Consider the following 26,369-nt stretch of genomic DNA (forward strand, 5'->3'; position numbering starts at 1 on the left):
TCTTTATACCAACTCACAAGTTGGAACTTTAATTGTAGCCAGTTCCAGTTTGTAAAAATCGAATTGGTATTTGATTTTTTCGGGATCTTCCTGAAAATAGAAAGAAGACGAAAATAGATTTTCATAATAGGCAATTCCTTCTAAGAGATTAGCTTTAAAAGCAGTCCATTTCTTTAATTGGGCATTGGTGATTTCTCCCGAAATATTATTTATTTCATTCCTAAAGTAGTCGATATACATTTTTAATTCCTTTACAAACAGATTAGGCCTGTTATTAGCCCTCAGAATTGATTTATTTCCATAAATATGTGCCAGCATATCAGACAATGAAACTTCTTGGTCAAAATAGGCCATATTAGGCCCTGGACAGATAACAACTCCCTGCGCCTGACCTTTTATCTGAATATTATTTTCTAAATAAGACGCGTTAGCTAATCCAACGCATAAACAGGCTTTTTCGGTGATCGAAAACTTCTCTCTTTCGTAAGCTTCCTTCGAAAGACTATTTTTTTTAGCGTCTAATTCTGCCAGTTTAATGTCCTGAAATTTCTTCGATGCTGTGCAAATTCCATGTGGATCATATTCCTTACTCAGGGCTAGAAATTTTTTCGGGCAGGAACTCCCTGCTTTATTTTGCTCGATTCTTTTTTGTTTTAAAGCCTCATTTGTAGTGCCTTTTAAAGTATTAAACGGAACTCCCAGTGGGGAAATGTGGCTCAGATACAAGTCTTTTTCTTTAGCATCCATTAATAATTTACGAGTAGCGGGGTCTACAGAAGTCGCTTCGGGAACCAGTAAAAAAGGAGATCCCCATCCTACAGAGTCCACTTCGTAATTTTGTAATAAAAAATCGTGTTCTTCCGCAGTACCTACACCTCCCTGAACTGTAATTTTCAAAGGCAGTGGTGCTTCAGGGACATGAACTTGTTTTTGCTGTAATACCTTTGTCATCAATTCATGCGCAGACTGAATAAGCTGATTCTTTTTCCGCAGGAACTCTTCTAAAATCGGACCTAGTAAAAGACCTTCAGTGGCAAAAGCATGTCCGCCGCAGTTTAGCCCTGATTCTATGCGGTATTCAGAAACCCACAGGCCCTTTTTGGCCAGGAAATTTCCCTGTATCATAGCCGATCTGAAATCGCTGACTTTTAGAATGATTCTCTTTTTTAGCTCGTTTTTACTATTGGGAAAGAAATCCGAAAAATTTTCGAAATAGCTGTACAATCTCGGATTCATTCCGGCAGAAAGTACCACCGAAGATTCAAGATCACTATTAGCGAAACCTCGCAAAGCAGCATGAGCATCATTAAATTCAATCGGAAGCTGTTCGTTTTTTTCAAAATTATCTTTGTCGATTTTGGTCATGATATTCACATCAATACAACCGGGTGAAAGATGTGATTCAATGTAGTTTTGGATATTTTCTTTAAAAGAAATTCCGTCCTCCAGTAAATTCTGAAACCCCTTTTTGATGTCGGAAGTATTCGGTAACATCGCAATGTAGTTTTCTAACGCAGTTTTACTTTCGATTAATTCCGTTTTAAAATTTTCAAATTTCTCTTTCACAATTTTATCGACCAGATTGAGATATGAAGTAATGCGCTGTGCCCTGTAGTCCTGAAATTTTTGACTTATCTCTTCGTACGGAAAATTAAATTTAGTACTGTAAAAATTACGCATCTTCTCAATCAGATCATCATCAGCGATAGAAATTACAGACGAAATACCAAATTGTGCCACTCGAATCGGACTGTCAATTGTATATGCGAGACCCATTACAGGAATATGAAAAGTGTGTAACGATGGTTTTGCCATTTGTTTTTAAATTAAAATAAAAGCAAATGTTGGGAAAATAAAATTCAAAAAACCTGATAAATATCAGGTTTGCAGTTTATTATTCCTTTGACCTTATCCGAAATGAAACTCTTCAGAAGAATAAATAAGTTAAATTAAAATTTGGGAAAAAGACGCTGCAATACTTCTCCATAGAAAATTGTAAAAAGATTTTTCGGGAATTCGGTCCAATTCAACATCAGCAGTTTTAGATGTTGCTCCCGAGTCATCTTTGAGTACTAAATTGGCAACTGCAGTTTTTAGTTTCGCTTCCTTTTCAGGATGTTTCTTTTTAAAGAGTTTTACTTTTAAATTTTCATAGTCCAACAAAGCGTTTCCTTTAACGTTATCATCGTTTCCGTAAAAATCAAATTGATATTTATGGAATTTGCCGGTAAAAGTAGTGTTGATGTAAGGTTTGGTAAAACGTTCCATTGCGTCAACATTGAAACGGGAGATCGTTCCCTCAATGTGAAAACTGTCTTTAGGATCGAGAACATTAAAACTCCAATCAACATGTAAAGGAGACGTTTTCATGAAAAGGCAATTGATTTTAATTTTCACATCAGCAGTTTTCTTTAAAGCAAAACCGCTTTTCAGATGGATAGCCTGCAAATTGAAATTGTCAAAATTTAGAATCCCGGGACCTTTTGAAAAGTCAATTTCTTCCTCATAAACCAATTTTGATTTTAAAATCCGGATCGTATCAATCTGTAGAGGAAACTTAATTTTTCGCAATAAGGCATTGTAAAGATATTTTTTACTCAAATCATCTTTCGGTATTTTATTGCGATAGATATTAGCGTTCAAATGATGAGCAACCAATGAGTTGGCTTTGAAGAAAAATTGCTCTTTTTTAAAACCCCAATCCATTTTTTCAATGTCAGCTGAATCCAGTTTTAGCGTATAAATATCTTTCTCTTTGTCGAGTTTTTGAACAAATTCTTTTCGATTAAATTCAGGCAAATAAGAAAAATTCTTAAGCCTTAGGAATTGATTTTCACTACTGATTTTGCCAATATTCAGGCGATAAAAGGCATTGGGTTTAAAATATAAACTATCACAGACCAAAACATACTTTTCAAAATGCAGGGGGATTTTTTCTTTTAAAGTAGTAGGAGTGACCAAAATTCCTTCGAGCTTTAGAATCATTTTTTTGATGCTAAAAATAGGTTGGTTATTGTTCAGTGAAACCACATCAACACTTCCTTCGTTTAAATAGATATTGGAAACCGCAATTATTTTTTGAAAAGGGGTTATAATTTCTGTTTGAATACTTCTGCTATTGTTTAAAAGCTTATCCCCTTTTTTATATAAAATGACGCGGGGTTTATCGATGATGATACTTTCGGCTTGAATAATATCGCGAAAGGCCAGATCCCAAATGTTAAAATGACGAATCGTAATGGATTCAATTTTGGAGTAGATTCCGTTTTTTGTTTTGCTGTTCTGAAGCTGATTTTTGGGATGGATCAGTAAGGTTTGCGCATTGATGCTTCGGCTCCATAATGAGACTTCGATTTTTTCGTAATGAATCGAATAAGCAGTTTTGTTTTTTTCGTGTACAATAAGAGGCAATTGTTTTTTTATCCAATAGTTGAGGCCCATATCGAATAAAATCACAAAAAAAAGGACTGAAATGATACCGATCGCTATTTTTTTATAGATTGACATTTATAGTATTGATTTTAAATACATAAATTTAGACTTTTAAAAGAGATGTTTCTTACAGGATTTTAAATTTAAGTTACATCATTGCAAAATCATCTATCATTATACGTTTCATAAATATGAGAAAAATTAAAAAAAATTCTGTTGGTTTTATTGGTATTGATTGTTATTCTTGGAATTGGTCTTTGTGCCTACATCTTTCATCTGAAGCCTAAATACGAAGGTGAAGTACAACTGAAAAACCTCCAGAAAGAAACCACAGTGTATTTTGATGATTTTGGAGTGCCTCATATTTATGCCGATTCTGAAAAAGACGCGATGACGGCACTTGGTTATGTTCATGCGCAGGAACGATTATGGCAAATGGAATTACTTCGAAGAATTGCACCCGGAAGATTATCAGAAATCTTTGGATCGGTTGCACTAAAAAATGATAAATTTTTCTCCGGAATCGGTATAGAAGAAGCTTCGGCAAAAGCCATAGCAAAATTAGATCCTAACAGTCAGAGTTATAAAATGACCATGGCTTATCTGGACGGGATAAATCAGTACATGGAAGAGGGAGTAACGCCGATTGAGTTTACTCTGGTAGGAGTGAAAAAAGAAAAATTTACCATAAAAGACGTGTATAATATTTTTGGTTATATGTCTTTTAGTTTTGCAATGGCGCAAAAAACAGATCCTTTGTTAACTTTTATTCGGGATAAATACGGTGTTGAATATTTAAAAGATTTAGGGATCGAGGGGGAGTTTAATACCACCAGGATCAAAAACTCAAAAGAGAATATCGAAGAATATACCACCATTTCAAAGTCTGTAGCGGCATTGCTGGAGAATTCACTTATTCCTCCTTTTGTGGGAAGTAACAGCTGGGTTGCGGGTCCCACTAAAACGAAAAGCGGAAAAGTGATTTTTGCGAATGATCCGCATATTAGCTTTTCACAGCCTGCGACCTGGTATGAAGCACATTTGGTAACACCGGATTTTGAATTGTACGGCTGTTATCTGGCCGGAACACCTTATCCGTTATTGGCGCACAATCGCAATTATGCTTACGGACTGACAATGTTCGAAAATGATGATATCGATTTTTATCAGGAAAAAAATAAAGAGGGTGATTCCAATCAATATCAGACACCAACAGGTTTTGCGGCTTATACGTCGATTAAAAAAACGATAAAAGTAAAAGATACGTCAGATGTAGTTCTGACGGTTAAATCAAGCCGCCACGGGCCTATCATGAATGATGTGCTGGATCGTTTGGGAAAAAAGAATCCTATTGCAATGTCGTGGGTTTATACACAACAGCCCATCCAGATTTTAGATGCAGTTTATGGACTTTCACATGCTAAAAATAAAGACGATTTCAGAAAAGCAGTTTCGCTTGTAGCGGCACCGGGTTTGAATGTGATGTATGGTGATGCTAAAGGAAATGTGGCATGGTGGGCAACCGGAGCACTTTATAAACACGATAAGGGAGTGAACACCTTTCTTATTTTGGATGGTGCCAGCGGTAAAGACGATATTAAAGAGCATTTAGATTTTTCGAAGAATCCTTCTGCCGAGAATCCAAAATGGGGTTATGTGTATTCTGCCAACAATCAGCCTGAGGCTATCGATGGCTTTTTATATCCGGGATATTATTTGCCGGAGGATCGTGCCAAAAGAATTTCAGGTTTAATGGACGCAAAATCAGATTGGGATAAAGAAGCCATCAGTAAGATGATTTTTGATAATACTTCACTGGTTTCACCGGGAGTGGTGCAACGTTTAATTTCGACTGTAGCCGGAAGTTCGCTTTCCGCAGAAGAAAAAGAAGCGATAAATGCTTTGCAATCATGGAAAGGAACCAATAATACGGAGGATGTTGGACCAACGATTTACAATAAATGGGTTTATCTGTACCTGAAAAATACTTTTGAAGACGAAATGGGAGCCGATAACTTTACTTTGTATCTTGATACCTCGCTGGGGAAGCAAATCATTGCAAGACAAATTCAGAATGAAAATTCCGTTTGGTGGGACAATATCAAAACCAAGAATGTAAAGGAAACCAGAAGTGATATTGTTTCAAAATCTTTCCATGAAGCCATAGCGGAACTTCAGGAACAATTTGGGAATCAGGTGGCAGATTGGAACTGGGGTAAAGCACACACCGTAGAACATGAACATCCTTTGGGTAAAGTAGCGGCTTTGCGCAGTTTGTTTAATGTAGGGCCATTTGCAGCTCCGGGATCGAATGAAGTAATAAACAATCAGTTTTTCGGATTCAATAAGGAAGGAAAGTATCACGTAAAAGGCGGGCCATCAACCAGAAGAGTAGTGGATTTCTCTGATATCGAAAATAGCTGGAGTATTTTGCCAACAGGACAATCCGGTAATCCGTTTAGTAAACATTATGACGATCAGGCCGAGATGTACAATGCAGGAAAATTCAGAAAGATGAAACTAAACAAAGAAGAGATCATTAAAACATCCACCAAATTGGTATTTAAGCCTGCTGGGAAATAGTTTTTTTAGTTTTAGGATTACTGGTTTTACCGCAAAGTGCGAAAAGTCTTTTCGCAAAGATTCGCAAAGTTTCTTTTGCGTTTTTATGATTACATCTTTGTCAAAGTGTAAGCTTTGACAAAGATTAAAACCTTAGCAACTTAGAACCTCAGTACCTCAGAACCTATTTATACCTTCCCCGAACAATATCATTTGCAAATATTTCGAGATTGTAACCCAGTGCATCGTTGGTAACCATGACATTGGTTGTTTGATAGGCAGTATCTTTCTGATAGGTTTTTAAAAGTGTTTCCAATTCTATTTCATTATAAAAAGCAAACATATTATAAACGGCGTCCCGGAAGTTTTTGTAGTCGATACTCTCCGTTATTTCAATCGTTTTTTGATCGTTCCATTTTTCTTTAAGGGCAGCTTCGCTAATAGTTACCAGACAAAAATCGGTCACATAATTTTTGTAACGGGCAGCCTCGACAATTTTATCAATGATAATTTTGTTTTGCTGACTGGGCATCGGTACGGTCTTGGTTGAGGTTTGAGCATTACCGATAAGCGGAAGAAACAGGCATAGTACGAGTACTAAAAGAGTTTGTGTCTTTAATTTTTTCATAGGTTAAGTAAAAACAGTTCACAACAATTATTGCTGTAAATCACGTTGATTTGAGGGTTTATTTTTTGTTTTTTTGGGCAGCGCTAAAATAGTTCTTTTAATGCTAAATTATCGAATATGACTGTTAGAAATTGTAACAAAAAACTCCGCTAAAACTGATTTGAAATCAATTTTAGCGGAGTTTTTTAAAGAGGTTTGCTGAGAGTTATTTCGTTTTGTTTTTTGAAATTTCGTCTAAGACCTTTTTCCCGTTTTCATTTGAAGGATCTAGTTCCACCGATTTTTTATAGTTGGTTATCGCTAAATCTTTATTTCCATCTGTCAGATAGGCTTCTCCTAAACTATCATACACGTTTCCGGATTTTGGAAAAGTCTCCGCATTAATTTTAAATACTTCAATAGCTTCTTTCTTTTTTCCGCTTTGCAGCAATTGATAGCCGGCTTCGTTCATGTCGTTTTCTTTAATAACAAAAGTGGGGTCATTCTTTAGTTTTTTATAAGTATCCATTCCGGCTACTAATCCTTTTGTAGAGAAAACATCCAATAAATCAATTGCCAATGATTTTCTGGCAGGTTTATAAGGCTGGTTGTATAAAATAGCACGAATAGCAGTGTTCATTTCGCCCAAAACAGTATTGCCTGTATTGTTAAGTAACACCACTAGAATTTTATCGGCAGGAACACGTGAAATGAGCGTGTTAAATCCGTTAATTCCTCCACCGTGCTCCGTAATTTTTACTTTGTCTTTACTACCATTATTAGCTTCTGAAATAAACCATCCGTAACTGTAAAAATCTCCCCAGGCTTTTATATACGGTTTAAAAAGAGACTCCATCGATTTTTCTGAAAGCAATTTAGTCGTATAAAGCGCTTGATCCCATATGTATAAATCTTCGACAGTAGAATATAAAGATCCCGCGGCATATGGGATACTCATGTCAATGAAAGAAGAATTGACAAAATTTTTGCCTTGTTTTTCATAACCCGCAGCTCTGTTTTTAAGGATAACTTCACTATGATCAAAACCTGTATTTACCATTTTTAAAGGAGTAAGAATAGTTTCCTGCAAATATTGTTCGTAGGTTTTACCGGTAACTTTTTCGATAATATACCCCAAGAGGAAATATCCGGAATTACTATAGTTGAATTTTTCACCTGGTTTGAATTCCAGAGGCAATTTGTTAAATGTTTTTACAAAGTCTTCCGGAGTATAAGGATTGCGGCTTTTATCTCTAAGAAAATTTGGTGTAGCGGTATAATTTGGAATTCCTGAGGTATGCGTAAGTAAGTGATGAAGTGTTATTTTGTCGCCGGTTTCTTTAGGGTAATCCGGTAAATAAGTAGTGATAGGAACGTCCAGTTTTAGTTTTCCGTCGTCTACTAATTTTAAGATTAAAGAAGCGGTAAATTGTTTGGTGATCGAGCCCAATCTGAACTTGGTATCAGGCTGATTCGGAATATCCCATTCCATATTGGCTGAGCCGAATCCTTTTTTAAAAATTACCTTTCCATTTTCGGCAACCAGTGCCGAACCATTAAATTGACCATATTGATTGTAGGTAGTTAATAATTGGTCAATTTGTTTCGCTTTGTCCTGTGCGGAAGTAATGTTCAAAGCGAAAAATAGTAGAATAACACTAAGAACAACTAGTTTGATTGGTTTCTGCATATTGATTGATGATTAAGGTTAGTAAATCAGTGATTGATTTTTGATTTGATGATTGAAACTCTTTAATCTGTTCAGGATTATGTCGTTGTCTTTTGTTAGACGACGAATTTTTAATTATGTTTCAGAATCAATCCTTTTTTTATCTTTTTCTTAACACTCTTGCGGGAGAGCATAGACCGGGAACTGCCAGGAACCACCACTATTTATAGGCCTATGCTCATAACTAACAAATTTTTTTTAAATCAATAATAGGTTTATGCAAATAGAACTTCACTTAAAAATAACACAATAAGAATACATAATTTTACCATAGATTTCCGAATAATGATTTTGTACACATCACTTTTTGAATTAAGATTTACTTGGTTTCAATCTCAATTATTTTCTTCCCTTTTTCACCCATATAATGTGTAAGGATTTTTTCGTAAACCTTATATCCATCATCAACATTGGTAAAAATAATCAGGCCTTGTTTGGTTTTTGGAAGTAACAGGAAAATCGTCTGAACCCCATTGTCAGCTCCGCCATGTGACAAAGCAAAATCGTCATTTCCTAAATCATAAATCTCAAACCCTAAACCAAAATATTTATTCTTTTTAGTTTGAACCTGATGTGCGGTCATGTCTTCGTAAACTTTTTTACTCAAACCGTCACTGTTCATCACGCTGCATAGAAATGTCCCGTAATCTTCAAGGGTTGTCAGCAAGTCATCGGCTGCACTTGCCGTTTTATTTTTGGTAGGCTCATAAGCATTCCCTTTATTGTCGTAACCAGTGGCATATCGCGAAACATCGGTTATGGCGCCCCAGGTAAATTTGGTGTCATTTATTTTTAACGGTTTAAAAATCAATTCATCCGCTAATTGATCCAGTGATTTATGAAACTTTTTTTCCAGAGCCTTTCGCAAATATTCCATGCCTTCTCCCGAGTATTGGTATTTTGTTCCGGGTTTGAATTTGAAATCTAATTTGCCAGATTTGTTCATATACCTCCAATTCGGAAAACCGCTTTGATGACTTAAGATAATTCTCGTGGTTAATAATTTAGTATTCGGATCATTTGCGATATCCGGATCTGTCCAGTATTTGTATAGAGGCTCGTCGAGATCCCATTTTCCGGAACTTACCAATTTTAAAGTGACTATGGCAGTAATTGGCTTAGTCAAAGAAGCCACATTCCAAATGGTATTGTAAGGTGCAGCAACTCCTTTTTTAAGGTCACCAAAAACTTTTACTTCCTGTAGTTTCCCATCATTGATCACGCCAATACCCAGTGTCGGAACATTATTCTGAACCAGCCATTTTTTAATGGCAGCATCGTTGTCAAAGATATCCGATTGGGTGCCCGCTGTATTGGTCTCCTGATGATCGTAACTAAGAGATCTTTTAAGTTTCCATGCCCCATTTTCTAAAATCCATAGATGAGTAAATCGTGCAGTACTGCCAAATTTCTCCTTCACGTCTGCAAGAGATTCATTTTTTCCTGCTGATTTTTCGTAAAACTGATGAATTCCCATTTGAATGGCACCATATAACACGCCTTTTTGATATAACGGATAAACTTCGGTGCTGCCAGGAACCAGGTATCTTCTGGCTTTGTAAGTTTCAACCGATTTACATAAGCCTTTTTTGAGATTGACTAAAAAAAGAGCCTTGTCCGAAGGACCGTCCTTGTCGTGATAAAATTCAAAACTGTCACTGTAAAGATTTTCAAACTGGCTAATGTCGCAGGTATTAAAGCCAACATTAAAAAGAAGACTGTCTCGTGACATAATGATCTTATACAATTCGGAGCTTTTTTCTTCTTGAGAAAACCCGATTTGAGAGTGGAAAAGTAATACTCCAATTAAAAAAACTTTTAACGGGAAAATAGATGGATTGATTTTCATTTTATATTTGGTTTGATTGATTGATGATTTTGCAATAGTACTGCAATCCAAAACCTAAAAATTGTACAAATGCGAAAATCTTATCTTTTTTTAGAAAGAAAGTACAAACTGGAGTTGAATGTTTTTGGAGTTGTTTTCATGACACCTTTAAATTGTTTTATAAAATGCGACTGGTCAAAATACTTATTGTAAAGTGCAACCTCTGTCAGACTGAGTTTCTCAGGATTCGAATGTACCATTTGATCTACGGATTTTCTGAACTTCAGAATCTGAATGTATTTTTTAATCGTAAGCCCAGTTGCCGTTTTAAACTTCATCTGCAACAACCGCTGAGAGACCTTTAAAATCCCGCTAATTTCGGAAACCGAGATTTCTTCGTTGTGAAGTCTGATGATTTCGCAGATTTTTTCGATGGTATTTTTCTCTGAATGTGAAGCAGACAATTCTTCAAAATAAACATTAATAGCATGCAACAAATTTTTAGTAACAGCATCAGATTGTATTTTAAAGGGAAGCTCTTCGGGATTAATCCTGATAATTGAATCGCTAAAATGGCTTAAATCATATTGCGGAAACATCGAAAGCGTCCAGGGTTGGAATTGAATGATGGTTACTTTGGTCTTAGGTCTTATGTTGACCAAAACCTTGTTCGTCATTTGCGAACAAAAGTAAAATCCTTCGTTCATCTCATATTTTCGCTTACTGGTGTGTACTTCTATTGATTCGCCACTAATAAGAGCGAGATTAAAGCAGCCGTTGGGTAAGACAAGCTTATTTTCAACTGTTGTTTTACCATTGCCATTATCCAGACACCAGATTTTGGTAACAAATCGCTCGCTTTTTTCGCTTACATAATGTTCTGAATAGAGGTTCATTTTGAGATTATGTTTGGATGAGTTGTGACCTATGATTTTTCAACTGAACAATACAGTAAATAATTTTGAATTCTTTCTAAAAGTCTTTTTTCTAAATAAGCGTTGCTGCCTTTAAGTGTATTTAGTATTTGTAGCGCTTGATTATGATATTCTTTTATCTTTTCTAAACTCCAGTCTTCTGGCGGAACCTGTAAATTAGTTATTCTGTCAGCTAATTTCACAGCCCACACTTCTTTTGATAATGCTTTAATTCGGACCAGACTATCGGTCATTCTTTCTTCTTTAGGTATCTTAGAATTCTTGGTTAGTGCCAGGACGGCCTGAGCAATTTCTTCATCAAATTCCGCTACAAGTTCTTCAAAAGTAGTTGCTGTATCTTCCAGAATATCGTGGAGTAATGCAATTTGAATTGCAAATGCAGTATTAAAAGACGTTGTGTTTTGCGAAGCAAATAGAATTTCCATGGTTACATTGCTTAAATGAACAACATAAGGTAAATTGGTTCCGGGAATTACCTGATTCTGATCGGCGTGTCTTTTTGCAGCAAATTTTAGGGTTCTTTGATAGATAGTCTGTAATTCAGTCATAGAAGAGGTACTTTAGGAGAAGCTAAAATACCATTTTTCTATCACAATAGTTGAGGCGCTTTTCCTATATAAATTCAGGAAAGTAATTCGTTTTAACTGCTTGCCACTCTTCGGAAATAATACTGTAATAAACATCATCTTTACTTTTTCCTTCCGAATCGATATAATTGTTTCTGAAAAGACCTTCTTTGGTTGCTCCCAGTTTTTCAATTGCCCGTTGTGACTTTCTGTTTTCAAGATCAGCGCTGAATTGTATTCTTCTGAATTGAATGGCTTCAAATCCAAAATTTAGCAACTCAAATTTACAGGCTTTGTTTAAGCCGGCTCCCTGAAAATTTTCCCCGTACCAGGTCCAGCCAATTTCACATTTCTGACTTGCAAGATTCAGGTAGCCGTATCTGGTACTTCCTGCAATCCGATTGGTGGCTTTATCAATGATTAAAAAAGGATAACAAATCCCGGCGGCTTTTTGCTGTAGAGTATTTTGAATGTAATTTTCAAAATCTTTCTCATCGCGAACGTACATGCCCATGTATTTCCAGATCCCATCGTCAAAAATGATTTCTTTGAGTTCAATGTTTCTTCGACTCTCAAACGGAATTAATAGTACTTTTTCGTTTTCCAGAATAATTTCTGATTGTAAAATTGTGCTGTCCATGATTCTGATATATATTAAGGTAAAACCGAAAGCGAATGTAAGAGTTTAAATTTTTTAGATAAATCGAATAAAATAACATTTTGTTATATTTTTAAATTAACCCGGAATCCTGGCAAAAATCCAAACGGTTGTGAGTTGCTACAGTAAATAATTGATTTATTTTAAAGCTTATGTACAATTATTACTTATTTTTACGATCTTATATTTAGATTTTTCTTGATGCAAACTCCACTAAAAATTGCTGTTGTTGGTTCCGGATTAGTAGGATCACTCTTGGCGATTTATCTTAAAAAAGCAGGTCATACCGTTCATGTTTATGATCGTAGTCCTGATATCCGTAAAATTAATTTCTCAGGTCGTTCTATAAATCTGGCAATGTCAAATCGGGGCTGGAAAGCACTTGACGGCGTTGGTGTTGGAGATGCCGTTCGGGAAATTGCTATCCCAATGGACAAACGCGCCATTCATTTGGTAGACAAACTCAATTTTCAGAACTACGGTCAGGAAGGCGAGTCCATTTATTCTATTTCCAGAGGAACTTTAAACCGGAAAATGATTGATCTTGCGGAAGAAGCAGGTGCAGAATTTCTTTTCGAACAAAAAATTTGGGACGTGACGTTAAATGATGCTACGTTACATATAGGTGAAACCGAAAGAGGAGAGTGGGAAGAGAAAAAGTACGATATGGTTTTTGGTGCTGATGGTGCTTTCTCAAGAATACGACACCGAATGCAGCGTCAGAGCATGTTCAATTATTCCCAGGAATTTTTGAATATGGGCTACAAAGAGCTAAACATCCCGGCAAATGCAGATGCTTCACATAAATTAGATAAAAACTCTTTTCATATATGGCCACGTGGCGAATACATGTTAATTGCACTTCCTAATCTCGATGGAAGTTTTACCTGTACTTTGTTTATGCCTTTTGAAGGCGAAAATTCATTTGCGTCGCTTACAGATCGTAAAATGGTTGAAGATTTCTTTTTGAAGAATTTCCCCGACTCGATCGAAGTAATCCCTGAACTGGCAAATGATTTCTTTAAAAATCCAACCAGTACTTTGGTAACCATGAAATGTTTTCCGTGGACATACGAAGATAAAATTGCTTTAATCGGAGATGCTTGTCATGCCATTGTTCCGTTTTACGGACAAGGAATGAATGCGGGTTTTGAAGATATCACCGTTTTAAGTGAAATGATTGGAAAATATGGAGACGATTGGAAGAAAATCTTCTCAGAGTATCAAATTTCACGTAAACCGAATGCCGATGCAATTGCCGAATTGTCTTATCGCAATTTTATGGAGATGAGTACCAAAACGGCTGATGAAAAATTCTTATTGCAAAAGAAAATCGAAAAAGCATTCTCAGATAAACATCCTGATAAATGGATTCCGCTTTACAGTCGCGTAACCTTTAGTGATCGTCCTTATTCCGAAGCTTTGGCAATTGGCGATTTTCAAAATGTAATAATGGAAGAAGTTTTACGAATAGAAAATATTGAAAACATCTGGAACAGTCCGGAAGTAGAAAATAAAATACTGGAATTACTTCAGAAATAAATCAATCTCAAAAAGCAATATCAATAACAATGACAATGTCTCCATCAGTTTCAAATTGATTTTTGACATTGTCATTGATTTTTGATAGGTTATTTCTTGAAGATTTTGGACAGGACTCCAAAAACACCTCTTATAAAAGTAGCGCTGGTAACCACTTTTAAAACCGATTTACCAACTACACTTGCTGTGCTTGGTTCAGATTTAGATGATTTTGCCGGTGTTTCTTCTTCCTGTTCTGCAGCCGCCTGAGTGGCATCTTCAATTTTCTTATTCAGAATTTCATAAGCGCTCTCCCGATCAATCTCTTCAAGGTATTTTTTTACGAGTTTCGATTTGCTGTTGATCCCTTCAATTTCTTCAGCAGTTAACACATCCATTCGACTCATAGGTGCACGCATCATAGTCGCTACAAGCGGAGTAGGGACTCCTTTTTCATTCAATGCAGTTACCAAAGCCTCCCCAATTCCTAAACTGGTTAGTAACTCATCTGTCTTATAATAAGGAGAAGTTGGATAATTGTCTGCTGTTTTTTTAATCGCCTGACGGTCATTGGCAGTAAAAGCTCTTAGCGCATGCTGAATTTTTAAACCCAATTGTGCCAATACACCACTCGGAACGTCCATTGGATTCTGAGTTACAAAATAAATTCCAACCCCTTTAGAACGTATTAGTTTTACAATCGTTTCGATTTGTTCCAGAAGAGCCTTGCTGGCTTCATTGAAAATTAAATGTGCTTCATCAATAAAAATAACCAGTTCAGGTTGTACAACATCTCCTTTTTCCGGCATTTGCTGATAAATCTCAGCCAATAAACTCAGCATAAAAGTCGAGAATAATTTAGGTTTGTCCTGAATATCCGTCAAACGAATAATGTTTACATAACCCTTTCCGTTTTCATCAATTCGCATTAAATCATCAATTTCAAACGAAAGTTCACCAAAGAACAAGTCACCGCCTTGCTGCTCTAATTCTATGATTTTTCTCAAAATCGTTCCTGTAGTTGCGGTTGAAATTTTGCCATAATTGGCAGATATTTCATCTTTGCCTTCCTCGGTAATATAATTAAGGACCTTTTTAATATCCTTTAAATCCAAAAGCGGCATTTTATTATCATCACAGTATTTAAAGATAACGGCAACCACACCCGCCTGGGTATCATTCAGGTCTAATATTCTGGAAAACAATACCGGTCCGAACTCCGAAACAGTAGCTCTTAAGCGAACTCCGTTCTGTTTTGAGAGAGACATTAATTCAACAGGAAAAGAAGCTATATTATAAGGTATGTTTATTTTAGCATGACGCTCTGTTATAAAACCTTCTTCTTTACCTTCTTCGGCGATTCCACTAAAGTCACCTTTAATATCCATCATCAAAACAGGAACTCCCACATTCGAAAGCTGCTCAGAGAAAACCTGTATCGTTTTGGTTTTTCCGGTTCCCGTTGCCCCCGCAATCAACCCGTGACGGTTTAATGTTTTCAGAGGAATTTTGACATGAGCTTCTCCAAGTGGTTCTCCGTCCAGAATGGCGCTTCCAAGAACAATACTATCTCCCTTCGAAGAATAGCCATTGTTGATATCCTGAATGAAATTGTCTTTTTTATTCATGTTTTTATTTGTAATTTAGATGATTATAAGAGGTTTGCTAGGTTTATTAACATTTTAGGCTGTTTTTCTTTAGTAGGAAAAAACTTTTTTGGGTTAAAAAAAATATAAAAAACAATTTCGCAACTTTTTAAGAAGATATCAATGGAATGTTTGAATATTTACTAAAACGTTGTAATTTTCCCATTATTAGCCCTTATTTTTGTTTTATCTAAAAAATGATATCGGCAATTTAATGAGATATTTTTTAAATTGACGTTAAATTTCCTTCAATTAAATTAAAAAAAGTTTTTTTATTTAAACTAAACGTATAAATTTGCTCCTCTACAAGTTAAATATAACTAAAAAATAAAATTATTTAAAACTATTAAAATTAAAAAAAATGGCAAACGTTAAAGTTAAAAAAGAAAGCACTTCAAACGGAGGAGGAATGATCACTGGAATCATTATTGTAGCGTGTATTTTAGTTGGGGTGTTTATTTGGAAAGTAATCATGGGAGATGCAGCTAACTTTGAAGGAGGAAATCCAGAAACTGGTCACCCTATCAATACATTAGGACAGGTTTATAAAGGAGGTTTTATCGTACCAGTATTATTAGGTATGTTTTTAATGGTTGTTGTTTTTTCTATTGAAAGATTTATTGTTATCGGTAAAGCTGCTGGTAAAGCTAACTTAGATACATTTATGAAAAATGTACAAGGAAGCATTAAAGAAGGAAACATCGAGGCTGCTATCGCTTCATGTGACAAACAACAAGGTTCAGTTGCAAATGCAATTAAATCTGCTTTGATTAAATATCAAGATGTTAAAAAAGAAGGTTTCAACAGTGAAGAAGCTTCAGAAGTAATCCACAAAGAAATCGAAGAGGCAACTTCATTAGAAATGCCAATGTTAGAAAAAAACATGACTATTATCTCTACTTTAGTATCATTAGGAACTTTAGGAGGATTATTAGGAACAGTATCTGGTATGATTAAAGCGTTTGGTGCGTTAGCTTCTGCTGGAACTCCAGACCAGGCTGCTCTTGCAACAGGTATTTCTGAGGCACTTATCAACACTGCAACAGGTATCTCTACTTCAATCTTAGCGATCGTTTCTTACAACTTCTTTACTGCTAAAATTGATGATTTAACTTACTCTATCGATGAGGCTGGTACTACAATCGTAAATACTTACAGAAGATTCAGAGGAAGTTTGAAACAATAATTAATTTTTGATATTATATAATTAATTATTTATCAAAATAAAATAAAAGAGAATGGCTAAAATAAAAATGAAAAAAAAGTCAACATCGACAGATATGACTGCCATGTGTGATGTTGCGTTCCTTTTGCTTACGTTCTTTATTTTGACCGCTACTGCTAAGGTGCCAGAAGCACTTCCTGTAGATATGCCTTCTTCTACTGTTCAAAGTAAATTACCAGATTCTGATTTGGCAATTATTACGATCGGTAAAGGAGCAGACGGAAAAAGCAAAGTGTTTTTTGATATCAAAGGAAGAGAGATTCGTAAAAGAACTCTTGAAGGAATGGGAGCTAAATTTGGTGTGACTTTCTCAGAAGATGATAAAACTAAATTTGCCTTAATGGATGACTTCGGTGTACCAGTAGCAAATTTGAAACAAATTATCGCTATGAAAGCTGCGGATAGAGTGAAAGCTGATCAACCTGGAATTCCAATTGATTCTTTAGACAATCAATTAAAAGAATGGCTTTTGGTTTCAAGAAGAGCCGCAATTGACCTTGATGATAAAGAATTGCAGATTGCGATCAAAGGTGACGCTAAAGAGCAGTATCCACAAATCAAAAAGATTATGGATATTTTACAAGATCAAAAAATCAATTCCTTTAACTTAGTTACAGGTATGAGAGGAAAAGACTTTTAATTAAAAAAGATACACTAAAATGGCTGAATTAAATACCGGCGACGGTGGTGGCGGAAAAGGTGGTAAAGTAAGAAGTAAAAAGCAAAACTCGAAAGTCGATTTAACGGCGATGGTAGATTTGGCATTCTTATTGATCACATTCTTTATGTTAACCACATCGTTGTCAAAACCTCAATCGATGGATTTGTCTTTACCAGATAAAGATCCAGACGATAAGACACCTCCAGTTAAGGTTGATGAGAATCGTACAATGACTGTTATGATGGGGGAAAACAATAAAATGGTTTATTATATGGGATTATTGGCAACACCTAAGGTTGGGCCTAAAGATATTGCATATGGTAAGGATGGTATTCGTAAGGAGTTATTGAAGCAAAAGAAAGAAGTATTAGCTTACTCTGCTGCTTTAGGAAAACCTAAGAATGGAATTATAGTTATCATTAAGCCAACTAAAAAAGCAACTTACCGCAATTTAGTTGATATGTTGGATGAGATGGCTATCACTGGAGTAGATACTTATGCTATCGTTCCTGAGTTTTCACCTGAGGAAACAAAATTGATTGATAAACAATAAGGGTTGTCTTTTTTTGAACCTCCTAATAATCAAGAAAAATGAAATTAGATATAATTAAAAATCAGTGGCTTGATATCGTATTCGAAGGGCGTAATAAGATATATGGTGCATATGAGTTAAGAAAATCGAACGGTAAGACGACTGTAAAGTCTCTTATTATTGGATCGGTTATTTTTAGCTTTGCTGTTGCAGCTCCTCTTATTGCAAGCTTTTTACCAGATTCTAGTGAAGATGATGTGAATAATGATATTAAGATTGCGACAGTAAAATTACCTCCTAAAAAAGAGGAAGTAAAGCCAAACCAACCACCACCACCACCACCACCACCAAAAGTGGATCAGGTGAAGTTCGTGAAACCGGTTGTTGCTAAGGCAAATGAAGTTACTGAAGATCCTCCGAAAATTGAGGAACTTAAAGATAAAAAAGTAGGTAACGAAACCATCAAAGGAGATCCAGATGCAGTTTTAACTGTTGATGAGCCAGTTGGTAAAGGACCAGTTACAGAGATCATTCAGGAAGATAACAACGTTTATAATACTGCAGGTATCGAAGTAAAACCAGATTTCCCTGGAGGAATTGAGAAATTCTACAAATTCGTAGGAAACAATTACAAGACTCCGGAAGAAGAAGGTTTAAAAGGTAAAGTTTATGTTACTTTTGTAGTTGAAAAAGACGGTTCATTAACCGACATTAAAGTTTTAAGGGATATCGGTTACGGTACAGGAGCAGAAGCAATTCGTGTTCTTAAAAAGTGTCCAAAATGGACTCCCGGCGAGCAAAATGGTAAAAAAGTTAGGGTACTTTACTCTCTGCCTATTACTATTCAATCTGCAGAATAATGTTAAAAGGTATACTTAATAATATTCAGAAGAAATCGCTCAAAGAGCGATTTCTTCTTGTTTTAGGAATACTGTTCTTTTTAATATATCTTGTACTCGGTTTAATGATCATGTTTTGGGAAAAACTTCCGCTAAATATGGAGCAAAAGTATAGATATGCTTTTGGAGGATTATTGATAGTGTATTCAGCAATTCGTTTTTTGAGATTAATTAATTCAAACGCAGAATAATTATGTTAAAGTATAGTAAGATTGCAGGCTTGGTTGTTTTTGTTTTTTTGTTTGCCATGTGCAACCAAAAAAGTAAAAACGATAAAGAAACAATTTTAAAAGGAGCAATCGATATTACTGTCGATGAAACTATAAAACCTATTGTGGACGATCAGGTTGCTGTCTTCGAAGGAACTTATTACGATGCAAAGATTACGGTAAAACCTAAGTCAGAAGCTGAGCTTATAAATGATTTACTCAATCAGAAAGCTTCAGTAGTAGTGACAACGAGAGATTTGACTAAAGAAGAATTGGCTAAATTCGAAAAAAGTAAAATAAAACCCAGAGTTACCCCTTTTGCGACAGATGCAATAGCTTTTATTTCGAACAAAGGCAATAATGATACATTAATAGCGTTGAAAACGGTAATCGATTTTATGCAGGGCAAACCTGATGCAAAAATTAAAGGACTTGTGTTTGATAATCCAAATTCAAGTACCGTACGTTATATGAAAGAATTGGCTAAAGTTAAAGATGTTCCTGCAAAAGGAGTGTTTTCTTTTAAAACGAACGATGAAGTCATTAAATTTGTATCTGAGAATGATGGTATGATCGGGGTAGTTGGTGTAAACTGGCTTTCTCAGCCTTCACCAAACATGGCTGAAGTGGTGAAGAAAATAAATGTATTGAGTGTTAAAGGATTAAATAGTAATCAATATTATAGCCCAACTCAAAATGATCTTGCAGAAGTAAAATACCCTTTGGCACGTGATTTGTTTATCATAAATTGCCAGGGTTATTCTGGCTTGGGAATGGGGTTTGCATCCTTTATTGCCGGCGATATTGGACAGAGGATAGTTCTAAAATCAGGTTTATTACCGGTAAGAACTCCTGGAAGAAAGCTTAAAATAAGGAATCAAATAGTAAAAGATAAAGAATAAATTAATTACAATTAGAGATGAATAAATTTAAAATTTTTAGTCTTGCCTTAGTTGCTTCAGCTACTGTAGTAAAAGCGCAAGATATCAAAGAAGCTAAAAAAGCAATCGATGCTGAGCAATTTCAAAAAGCAAAGTCATTGCTTAAATCAATCATCAAAGCAAAACCTTCTGATGGAGAAGCTAATTTTGTTTTAGGTAATGTATATTTAAATCAGGCAATCATTGATTCTGCTAAAATTTATTATGCAAATGGTTTACAGGCATCAGATAAGAAAAACTTAAATTATATTGGATTAGGTCAGTTAGATCTTGATGCGAAGAATGCTGCTGCAGCTCAGGCAAATTTTGCTTTAGCCGCAAAAGATATGAAGCGTAAAGATGTAGAGGAATTCATTTACATTGGTAGAGCTTACATGAATTCTTCTTCGCCAGATTATACAAATGCGATAGCTGTTTTGAAGCGTGCGTTGGTAATTGATCCTCAAAATGCGACTGCACTTTTAGCTATTGGTGATGCATACTACGGAGCAAACAATCAAAACGATGCTTACAAGGCATACCGTGATGCATTTACAGCTGACCCAACGCTTTTAAGAGCAAAAATGCAGCTAGGAGTTTTATTAAAAGGCGCTAAATCTTATGATGAAGCAATTAAATCTTTTAATGAAGTAATTGCTTTGAACGCTAATTATGGTCCGGTTTACAGAGAGTTAGCTGAGACTTACTATAAATGGGGAAGAAATAAACCATCTACTTCTAAAGTTAACATGCAAAATGCAATTACAAACTACGAGAAGTATTTAAATCTTACGGATTACTCTTTAGATTCTAAAATGCGTCACGCAGATTTCTTAATCTTGGTTAAGGATTATAAAAGTTTAGAGACTGTTGCAAACAAAATGATTGCTGAGGATAAAGTAAATCCTAGAATTTTCAGATATTTAGGTTATGCTGCTTATGAGAATGGAAATGTAGATGTAGCGATCAAATCTATTGAAGATTATATCAAAGTACCTTCTAACAAAGTAATTGGTAGAGATTATTTGTATTTAGGTTTATCTAAAATTAAAAAAGGAACTGCTGCTGACGGAACTGTTGATCAGGCTTCTTTTGATGCTGGTATAGCTGATATCAAAAAAGCGATCGAACTAGAGCCTTTAGTGGTTGAAGAATTATCTGATTTAGGAAAAGCTTTGTTCGGGAAAAAACAATTTGCTCAGGCTGCTACTGTTTTAGAGCTTGGAACAACGAACAAAGAGTCTAAAAACTACTTAGATGATAATATTTATTACGGTATTTCTCTTTATTATGCTAACGCAAATAAAACAAATGGAGCTGCAGATGCTGTGGCTTTAGGTAAAGCGGATGTTGCTTTTGACAGAATCTTAGAAGCTTCACCAACTTATAATGAGGCTTACTTGTACAAAGGTAGAATTAACAACTTGTTAGAAAAAGATGATTTAATCATTAAAAACTACGAAGAGTACGTAACAAGAATTACGGCAAAAGGTGCTGAAGAATTGGCTAAGCCAGCTACAGTTAAAAAAGTAGTAGAAGCTTACAATAGTATCGGTGCTAGTTATGCAAATACTGATAAAGCAAAGGCAATTGAATATTTCAATAAGAGTTTAGCTTTAGATCCTGCAAATGCTTACGCTGCGCAATCAGTAAAAGCTCTAAAATAATATAAATTTACAGTCAAATATAAAGCCGATAGTTTCTTTGAACTATCGGTTTTTTTTGTTCCGTATTTAATTGACTATCTTTGCACTTTAAAATAGAATAATGTTATCAAAAGAAATACAATTAGAAGTAAATAAAGGAGCGATGTTGCCTTTGATGGAAGAATTTTATACCATTCAGGGAGAAGGGTTCCATACTGGGACAGCTGCTTACTTTATACGAATTGGAGGTTGCGATGTGGGTTGTCACTGGTGTGATGTGAAGGAAAGTTGGAATGCCGAGTTACATCCGCCAACAAGTATTGATTTAATTGTAAATAATGCATCAAGTCAGGCTGATACTGTTGTGATTACAGGTGGTGAGCCTTTGACGTGGGATATGAGTTTATTGACTCAACAGTTGAAGGATAAAAATATGAAAGTTCATATCGAGACTTCAGGAGCTTATCCGTTATCAGGTACTTGGGATTGGATTTGTCTTTCGCCTAAAAAAAATAAATTGCCTACTCAAACGGTGTATGACAATGCGCATGAGTTGAAGGTAATTATTTATAACAAACACGATTTTATTTTTGCAGAAGAGCAAGCTGAGTTGGTAAATGACAACGCAATTTTGTTTCTTCAGCCAGAATGGAGTAAAAAAGAAGAAATGACGCCTCTGATTGTAGATTATGTGATGAACAACCCAAAATGGAGAGTTTCTCTTCAAACGCATAAATATTTAAATATTCCTTAAGGAATCTAAACAAAAAATCTCTTCAATTGAAGAGATTTTTTGTTTCTGGGAAATAGTATACACTGTGTAAAAAGGAAACATCGGATTTAGATCCAATTTTTGCTGTTTTTTAAATTTGTTATATGGGCCAGGTGATGGTTGCTGTGCCAAGCATACATTCCGATGATTTGTTTGATCAGAAATTCGGAGTTATTTTCGGGATGAATAAATGATTTGTTTAAATCTTTCGGACTTAGATTTTTCATGATATAAGCTAGTCTGTAATGTAGTCCTTCCAGTAATTGTAAGGTTGGTTGGATGGGCATGGTTAGATTGTCCTGCAATTCGGACCATAATTTTTCATCATAAGCTTTTATTACAGGATTATTTTCGGTTAAAGCCCATTTTATTCTGATATAACAGTTCATGTGGCTTTCGGCACAATGATGAATTACTTGACGAACAGTCCATCCGTCCGGACGATAAGGAGTGTCTAGTTGTTCGTCGGTTAAATGAATCGTTTCTTTTTTTAATCTTTCAGGAAAAGAGGCAATGATGGCAACACTATCAGAAATGTACTCCGAGGTATAATCTGTTGGAGTTTTAAACTTTCCGATTGGATATTTTAGTTTTTCTAAATCTGTTTCGTTCATGTTTTGTTGTTTTATAGGGAAAGTTTAGCCAAATAATCGTAGTGGTCGCCTTCAAGGATGAGCTCACATTTTAATCCATTAGCGGCAGCGGCATTTTGAAGAGTATTGTAATCAAGGTATAGCCAGTCGAACGGCTCTTCTTTCTCGCCTTTATAAGAAATGTTGAACACAAGCTCTCCATAATAGTCATTATCGGATGGGATCCATTTTCCGCCATCTTCGTCTTCGTCAAACATATAGATAATGTCTGAGCTGTCGAGTAAAATTTGCCCGCCCGGGTTCAGAAGTGATTTTAGTTTAGAAAGGTACTTGTTGCAATTTTCTAGTTTACCAAAAATTCCCACTCCATTCATTAGTAAAATGATAGTGTCGAATTTTTCCTCTTCAAAATCCAGAATATTTTTGACTATAGCATTTTTGACTCCGCGAAGCTTACAGGTTTCGATTGCATTTTTTGAGATGTCAATTGAAACAAGCTCCAGATTTCTGTCATTTTGTAAAGATAAACTATGGCTTCCGGCTCCGCAGCCTACGTCCAGAGTTTTTCCGAAGGCTAATTGCAATGCTTTTTGTTCGAGTTTAGGCATTTCATTGTACGAACGGAATAAATAATCCACACTCATTTCGTCTTCTTCAGAAATCGAAGTTTCAGTGATAATATTCTCAGGTGAATTATTGGTTTGGAAATCGTACATGGCTTTCCCGAAAAGATCTTTCATTGTATTTTAGTTCAAAGTTTAAGGTTACAAGTTTAAAGTTGTTTAATTTTGCAGTTCAACTTTAAATCTTAAACTTGAAGCAAATTTTAAATAACTTAAATAAGTTAGCCAAAGATAAGCATATCGAAAATAAAAAGTATTTCGATAAGCTTAAAAAGAAACAGCCAAAAAATTTGGATTATGTGATGCAGGATTTACATGATGCCGAATTTAAGAAAACAGACTGCTTGCAATGTGCGAATTGCTGTAAAACTACCGGGCCTTTGTTTACTTTGGCTGATATCGAAAGAATTTCAAAATCATTCCGACAAAAGCCGCAGCAATTTATCGAACAATATCTCAGAATTGATGAGGACAAAGATTATGTTTTGAAAAGTGTTCCTTGTACTTTTTTGGACAATGAAAATTATTGTATGATTTATGATGTTCGTCCGAAAGCATGCAGAGAATTTCCGCATACAGATCGTAAAAAGTTTCATCAGATAGCGGACTTAACATTGAAGAATGTTGCCATTTGTCCTGCTGCATATAATATAGTGGAGGAAATGAAGAAAAAGCTTCCTTTATGACCTTCTAAACATTTGATAATTGTTCTTAGAAGCAATTCATTTTTGCTTTTTAAAATGTACTTTTGATTCGAATGAACCGGAAACGGATGTAATTAATAATTTCAAGACAACATAAAATTTGAGTTTAGAATATTTCATAGCTAAAAGACTAATTACTGCAAAGGATTTTAAAAGCAGTATTTCCGCGCCTATTATTAAAATTGCTATTTCGGCCATCGCTATTGGTATGATAATGATGATTGTTTCTGTTGCGACAGGGATTGGTCTTCAAAAAAAAATAAGGGATAAAGTTTCGGCTTTCAACGGGCAGATTATAATTTCAAACTACGATAATAATAATTCTGATGTTACTTTGATTCCTATTTCGAAAAAACAGGAGTTTTATCCTGAATTTAAATCAGTTCCTGAGGTGAATCATATTCAGGCAGTCGCTAGTAAAGCTGGTATTATCAGGACAGAGAATTCTTTTGAAGGTATAATCTTCAAAGGAGTCGGAGCGGATTATGACTGGAAAAATATAGAAGAGTATTTGGTTGAAGGGAAGTTGCCTGATTTTTCAGCTACTTTAAACGAATATGTTTTGATTTCAAAATTCCTTGCAGATCGGCTTCATCTTAAAGTAGGAGATAATTTTAATACTTTTTTTATCAAAGAAGAGCAAGGGAAAATGCCTAATAGCCGCCGATTCAGAATCGCAGGTGTTTTTAGTTCAGGTTTTCAGGATTTTGATGCCACTTATATATTGGGGGATATAAGGCATATTCAAAGAATTAATAAATGGAGTCCCAATCAGGTTGGCGCTTTTGAGGTATTCATTAATGACTTTGATGCTATTAAAACAACAGGAGAAAAAATCTACGATCAAACATCATCTAATCTGGATACCAAAACAATAATAGAGAAGTACAGTTATATATTTGATTGGTTGCAGCTTTTCGATTTTAATATCATAGTAATATTAGGGGTAATGATATTGGTGGCTACCATTAACATGGTTGTAGCGCTGTTGGTTTTGATTTTAGAACGAACCCAAATGATTGGAATTTTAAAAGCGTTGGGAGCTAATAACTGGATGGTTCGTAAAGTGTTTTTATATAACGCGTTCTATCTGATTGTTCGGGGATTGTTTTGGGGAAATTTAATTGGTATTGCTTTGTTGTTAATTCAACAGCAGTTTGGAGTGATTCGCTTAAATCCTGAAAATTACTATGTAAATCAGGCTCCGGTCTATTTTAATATTTGGCATATTATTTTATTGAATTTGCTAACGGTTGGAGTTTGTTTTGTGGTGCTGTTGATTCCTTCCTATATAATCACAAAGATTTCTCCGGTTAAAGCTATTCGTTTCGAGTAATTGTATTGTTCTGGAGTGTATATACAACCCGACAGGTTTTCAAAACCTGTCGGGTTTGTTTTTTTTACTACCTATTATATAAGGAGTGATTTCGTCCAGCTGAGCGAAAATGCAAGAAAAGCAGTTTCTGTCCGGCTGAGCGAAGTCGAAGCTTTATCCCGCTATCCGCTTCAATCTTTTGCTTTTTAAAGGAAAAATCAAAAGGATTTCCACTACTATCGGGGCTAGGGCATGGGTTTTCAAAAGAAATAAGACAAGAAAAACAAAAACTTCGCGTCTTTGCGTCTTTGCGAGATTAGTAAGAAACCAGTAAAAATGGGGCTTTGTATCTAAGAGTTTTATTTGAACGAAGAAAAACCTTTCAAATCTGAAAATGATTTAATTTGTAAAAGAGGTGTTATCAGGGTGTTAAGATAAAGTTTCGAAAAAGATTAAAAATAAGTTTAAAAAAAGCTTGTAAAAGCGGATAAAGTGACTACTTTTGCACCCGCAACAGCGATAAACGTTCACAGAAATACTGACAAGCGAAGGAATTAAAACGGAAAGAAATTTTCAAAAAAAGATTCCAAAAAGCTTGCGAGTAAAGAAAGAAAGTTTTAAGTTTGCACCCCGCAAAACAAGGGAAGTTCATTGAAAGATTGGTAAGGAGGGAAGTTAAAAACGAAAAGAAATTTTCTAAAAAAAAACTTCAAAAAACTCTTGCCGATTAGAAATAAGTTTTCTACTTTTGCACCCGCTTTGAGAAACAAGCGAAATTAAGAAAAA

23 protein-coding genes are annotated in these 26,369 nt (G+C 35.2%); 12 read left to right on the forward strand and 11 right to left on the reverse strand.

Annotated features, from left to right (window positions below; all coding sequences use genetic code 11):
• Positions 1 to 3: 3 nt before the first annotated feature.
• Positions 4 to 1,815 (reverse strand): hypothetical protein, encoded by a 1,812-nt coding sequence (locus B0A80_RS10520; protein ID WP_089077257.1) that lies wholly within the window; start codon positions 1,813 to 1,815, stop codon positions 4 to 6.
• A gap of 129 nt (positions 1,816 to 1,944) precedes the next feature.
• Positions 1,945 to 3,507, reverse strand: a complete 1,563-nt coding sequence (locus B0A80_RS10525) for a hypothetical protein (RefSeq protein WP_089077258.1) — start codon at positions 3,505 to 3,507, stop codon at positions 1,945 to 1,947.
• Positions 3,508 to 3,648: 141 nt separating this feature from the next.
• Here B0A80_RS10525 and B0A80_RS10530 point away from each other — a divergent pair, with 141 nt between their 5' ends.
• A complete protein-coding gene (locus tag B0A80_RS10530; RefSeq protein WP_089077259.1) occupies positions 3,649 to 6,015 on the forward strand; it encodes a penicillin acylase family protein in 2,367 nt (788 codons plus the stop codon).
• Between the two features lie 163 nt (positions 6,016 to 6,178).
• Here B0A80_RS10530 and B0A80_RS10535 read toward each other — a convergent pair whose 3' ends face one another.
• From B0A80_RS10535 to B0A80_RS10560, 6 genes are all read right to left on the reverse strand, one after another.
• Complete coding sequence (locus tag B0A80_RS10535; RefSeq protein WP_089077260.1) at positions 6,179 to 6,622, reverse strand: hypothetical protein; 444 nt, start codon at positions 6,620 to 6,622, stop codon at positions 6,179 to 6,181.
• 205 nt (positions 6,623 to 6,827) lie between these two features.
• The gene (locus tag B0A80_RS10540; protein WP_089077261.1) at positions 6,828 to 8,291 is read right to left on the reverse strand and encodes a serine hydrolase domain-containing protein; all 1,464 of its coding nucleotides are present in this window, start codon (positions 8,289 to 8,291) and stop codon (positions 6,828 to 6,830) included.
• Positions 8,292 to 8,649: 358 nt separating this feature from the next.
• Positions 8,650 to 10,179, reverse strand: a complete 1,530-nt coding sequence (locus B0A80_RS10545; protein ID WP_089077274.1) for a serine hydrolase — start codon at positions 10,177 to 10,179, stop codon at positions 8,650 to 8,652.
• An 80-nt stretch (positions 10,180 to 10,259) separates the two neighbouring features.
• Complete coding sequence (locus B0A80_RS10550) at positions 10,260 to 11,054, reverse strand: helix-turn-helix domain-containing protein (RefSeq protein WP_089077262.1); 795 nt, start codon at positions 11,052 to 11,054, stop codon at positions 10,260 to 10,262.
• 29 nt (positions 11,055 to 11,083) lie between these two features.
• A complete protein-coding gene (locus tag B0A80_RS10555) occupies positions 11,084 to 11,641 on the reverse strand; it encodes an HD domain-containing protein (RefSeq protein WP_089077263.1) in 558 nt (185 codons plus the stop codon).
• Between the two features lie 64 nt (positions 11,642 to 11,705).
• Positions 11,706 to 12,299: a GNAT family N-acetyltransferase gene (locus B0A80_RS10560; RefSeq protein ID WP_070906546.1), complete on the reverse strand. Its 594-nt coding sequence runs from the start codon at positions 12,297 to 12,299 to the stop codon at positions 11,706 to 11,708.
• Positions 12,300 to 12,518: 219 nt separating this feature from the next.
• Between B0A80_RS10560 and B0A80_RS10565 the strand changes: the two genes are divergently transcribed.
• On the forward strand, positions 12,519 to 13,859 hold the full coding sequence (locus tag B0A80_RS10565; RefSeq protein ID WP_089077264.1) for an FAD-dependent oxidoreductase: 1,341 nt from the start codon (positions 12,519 to 12,521) through the stop codon (positions 13,857 to 13,859).
• Between the two features lie 89 nt (positions 13,860 to 13,948).
• Here B0A80_RS10565 and B0A80_RS10570 read toward each other — a convergent pair whose 3' ends face one another.
• Positions 13,949 to 15,466 carry a helicase HerA-like domain-containing protein gene (locus B0A80_RS10570; protein ID WP_089077265.1) on the reverse strand — a complete coding sequence of 506 codons (1,518 nt, stop codon included), beginning with the start codon at positions 15,464 to 15,466 and terminating at the stop codon, positions 13,949 to 13,951.
• A gap of 379 nt (positions 15,467 to 15,845) precedes the next feature.
• Between B0A80_RS10570 and B0A80_RS10575 the strand changes: the two genes are divergently transcribed.
• From B0A80_RS10575 to B0A80_RS10610, 8 genes are all read left to right on the forward strand, one after another.
• Positions 15,846 to 16,670, forward strand: a complete 825-nt coding sequence (locus tag B0A80_RS10575) for a MotA/TolQ/ExbB proton channel family protein (protein ID WP_017496148.1) — start codon at positions 15,846 to 15,848, stop codon at positions 16,668 to 16,670.
• A 52-nt stretch (positions 16,671 to 16,722) separates the two neighbouring features.
• On the forward strand, positions 16,723 to 17,349 hold the full coding sequence (locus tag B0A80_RS10580; RefSeq protein WP_017496147.1) for an ExbD/TolR family protein: 627 nt from the start codon (positions 16,723 to 16,725) through the stop codon (positions 17,347 to 17,349).
• Positions 17,350 to 17,368: 19 nt separating this feature from the next.
• Positions 17,369 to 17,923, forward strand: a complete 555-nt coding sequence (locus tag B0A80_RS10585; protein ID WP_070906549.1) for an ExbD/TolR family protein — start codon at positions 17,369 to 17,371, stop codon at positions 17,921 to 17,923.
• Between the two features lie 38 nt (positions 17,924 to 17,961).
• A complete protein-coding gene (locus tag B0A80_RS10590) occupies positions 17,962 to 18,762 on the forward strand; it encodes an energy transducer TonB (protein WP_070906550.1) in 801 nt (266 codons plus the stop codon).
• Positions 18,762 to 18,992 carry a hypothetical protein gene (locus tag B0A80_RS21020; RefSeq protein WP_017496144.1) on the forward strand — a complete coding sequence of 77 codons (231 nt, stop codon included), beginning with the start codon at positions 18,762 to 18,764 and terminating at the stop codon, positions 18,990 to 18,992. The genes B0A80_RS10590 and B0A80_RS21020 overlap by 1 nt, the downstream gene beginning before the upstream one ends.
• A 2-nt stretch (positions 18,993 to 18,994) precedes the next feature.
• Positions 18,995 to 19,912, forward strand: coding sequence for a PstS family phosphate ABC transporter substrate-binding protein (locus B0A80_RS10600; protein ID WP_089077266.1), 918 nt, complete (start codon positions 18,995 to 18,997; stop codon positions 19,910 to 19,912).
• A gap of 17 nt (positions 19,913 to 19,929) precedes the next feature.
• Positions 19,930 to 21,597 carry a tetratricopeptide repeat protein gene (locus B0A80_RS10605; RefSeq protein WP_089077267.1) on the forward strand — a complete coding sequence of 556 codons (1,668 nt, stop codon included), beginning with the start codon at positions 19,930 to 19,932 and terminating at the stop codon, positions 21,595 to 21,597.
• 100 nt (positions 21,598 to 21,697) lie between these two features.
• A complete protein-coding gene (locus tag B0A80_RS10610; protein ID WP_017496141.1) occupies positions 21,698 to 22,330 on the forward strand; it encodes a 7-carboxy-7-deazaguanine synthase QueE in 633 nt (210 codons plus the stop codon).
• An 86-nt stretch (positions 22,331 to 22,416) separates the two neighbouring features.
• On the opposite strand, the gene B0A80_RS10615 is transcribed toward B0A80_RS10610, so the two are convergent.
• Positions 22,417 to 22,962 carry a YfiT family bacillithiol transferase gene (locus B0A80_RS10615; protein WP_089077268.1) on the reverse strand — a complete coding sequence of 182 codons (546 nt, stop codon included), beginning with the start codon at positions 22,960 to 22,962 and terminating at the stop codon, positions 22,417 to 22,419.
• Positions 22,963 to 22,973: 11 nt separating this feature from the next.
• The gene (locus B0A80_RS10620) at positions 22,974 to 23,681 is read right to left on the reverse strand and encodes a class I SAM-dependent methyltransferase (RefSeq protein WP_089077269.1); all 708 of its coding nucleotides are present in this window, start codon (positions 23,679 to 23,681) and stop codon (positions 22,974 to 22,976) included.
• 74 nt (positions 23,682 to 23,755) lie between these two features.
• On the opposite strand from B0A80_RS10620, the gene B0A80_RS10625 reads away from it, so the two are divergent.
• Entirely contained in the window at positions 23,756 to 24,250 is a 495-nt protein-coding gene (locus B0A80_RS10625; protein ID WP_017498845.1) for a YkgJ family cysteine cluster protein, read from the forward strand.
• A 118-nt stretch (positions 24,251 to 24,368) separates the two neighbouring features.
• Positions 24,369 to 25,604, forward strand: coding sequence for an ABC transporter permease (locus B0A80_RS10630; RefSeq protein ID WP_089077270.1), 1,236 nt, complete (start codon positions 24,369 to 24,371; stop codon positions 25,602 to 25,604).
• The last annotated feature ends 765 nt before the right edge of the window (positions 25,605 to 26,369 follow it).

Origin of the sequence: Flavobacterium tructae (assembly GCF_002217475.1) — a bacterium.
GTDB lineage: Bacteria > Bacteroidota > Bacteroidia > Flavobacteriales > Flavobacteriaceae > Flavobacterium > Flavobacterium tructae.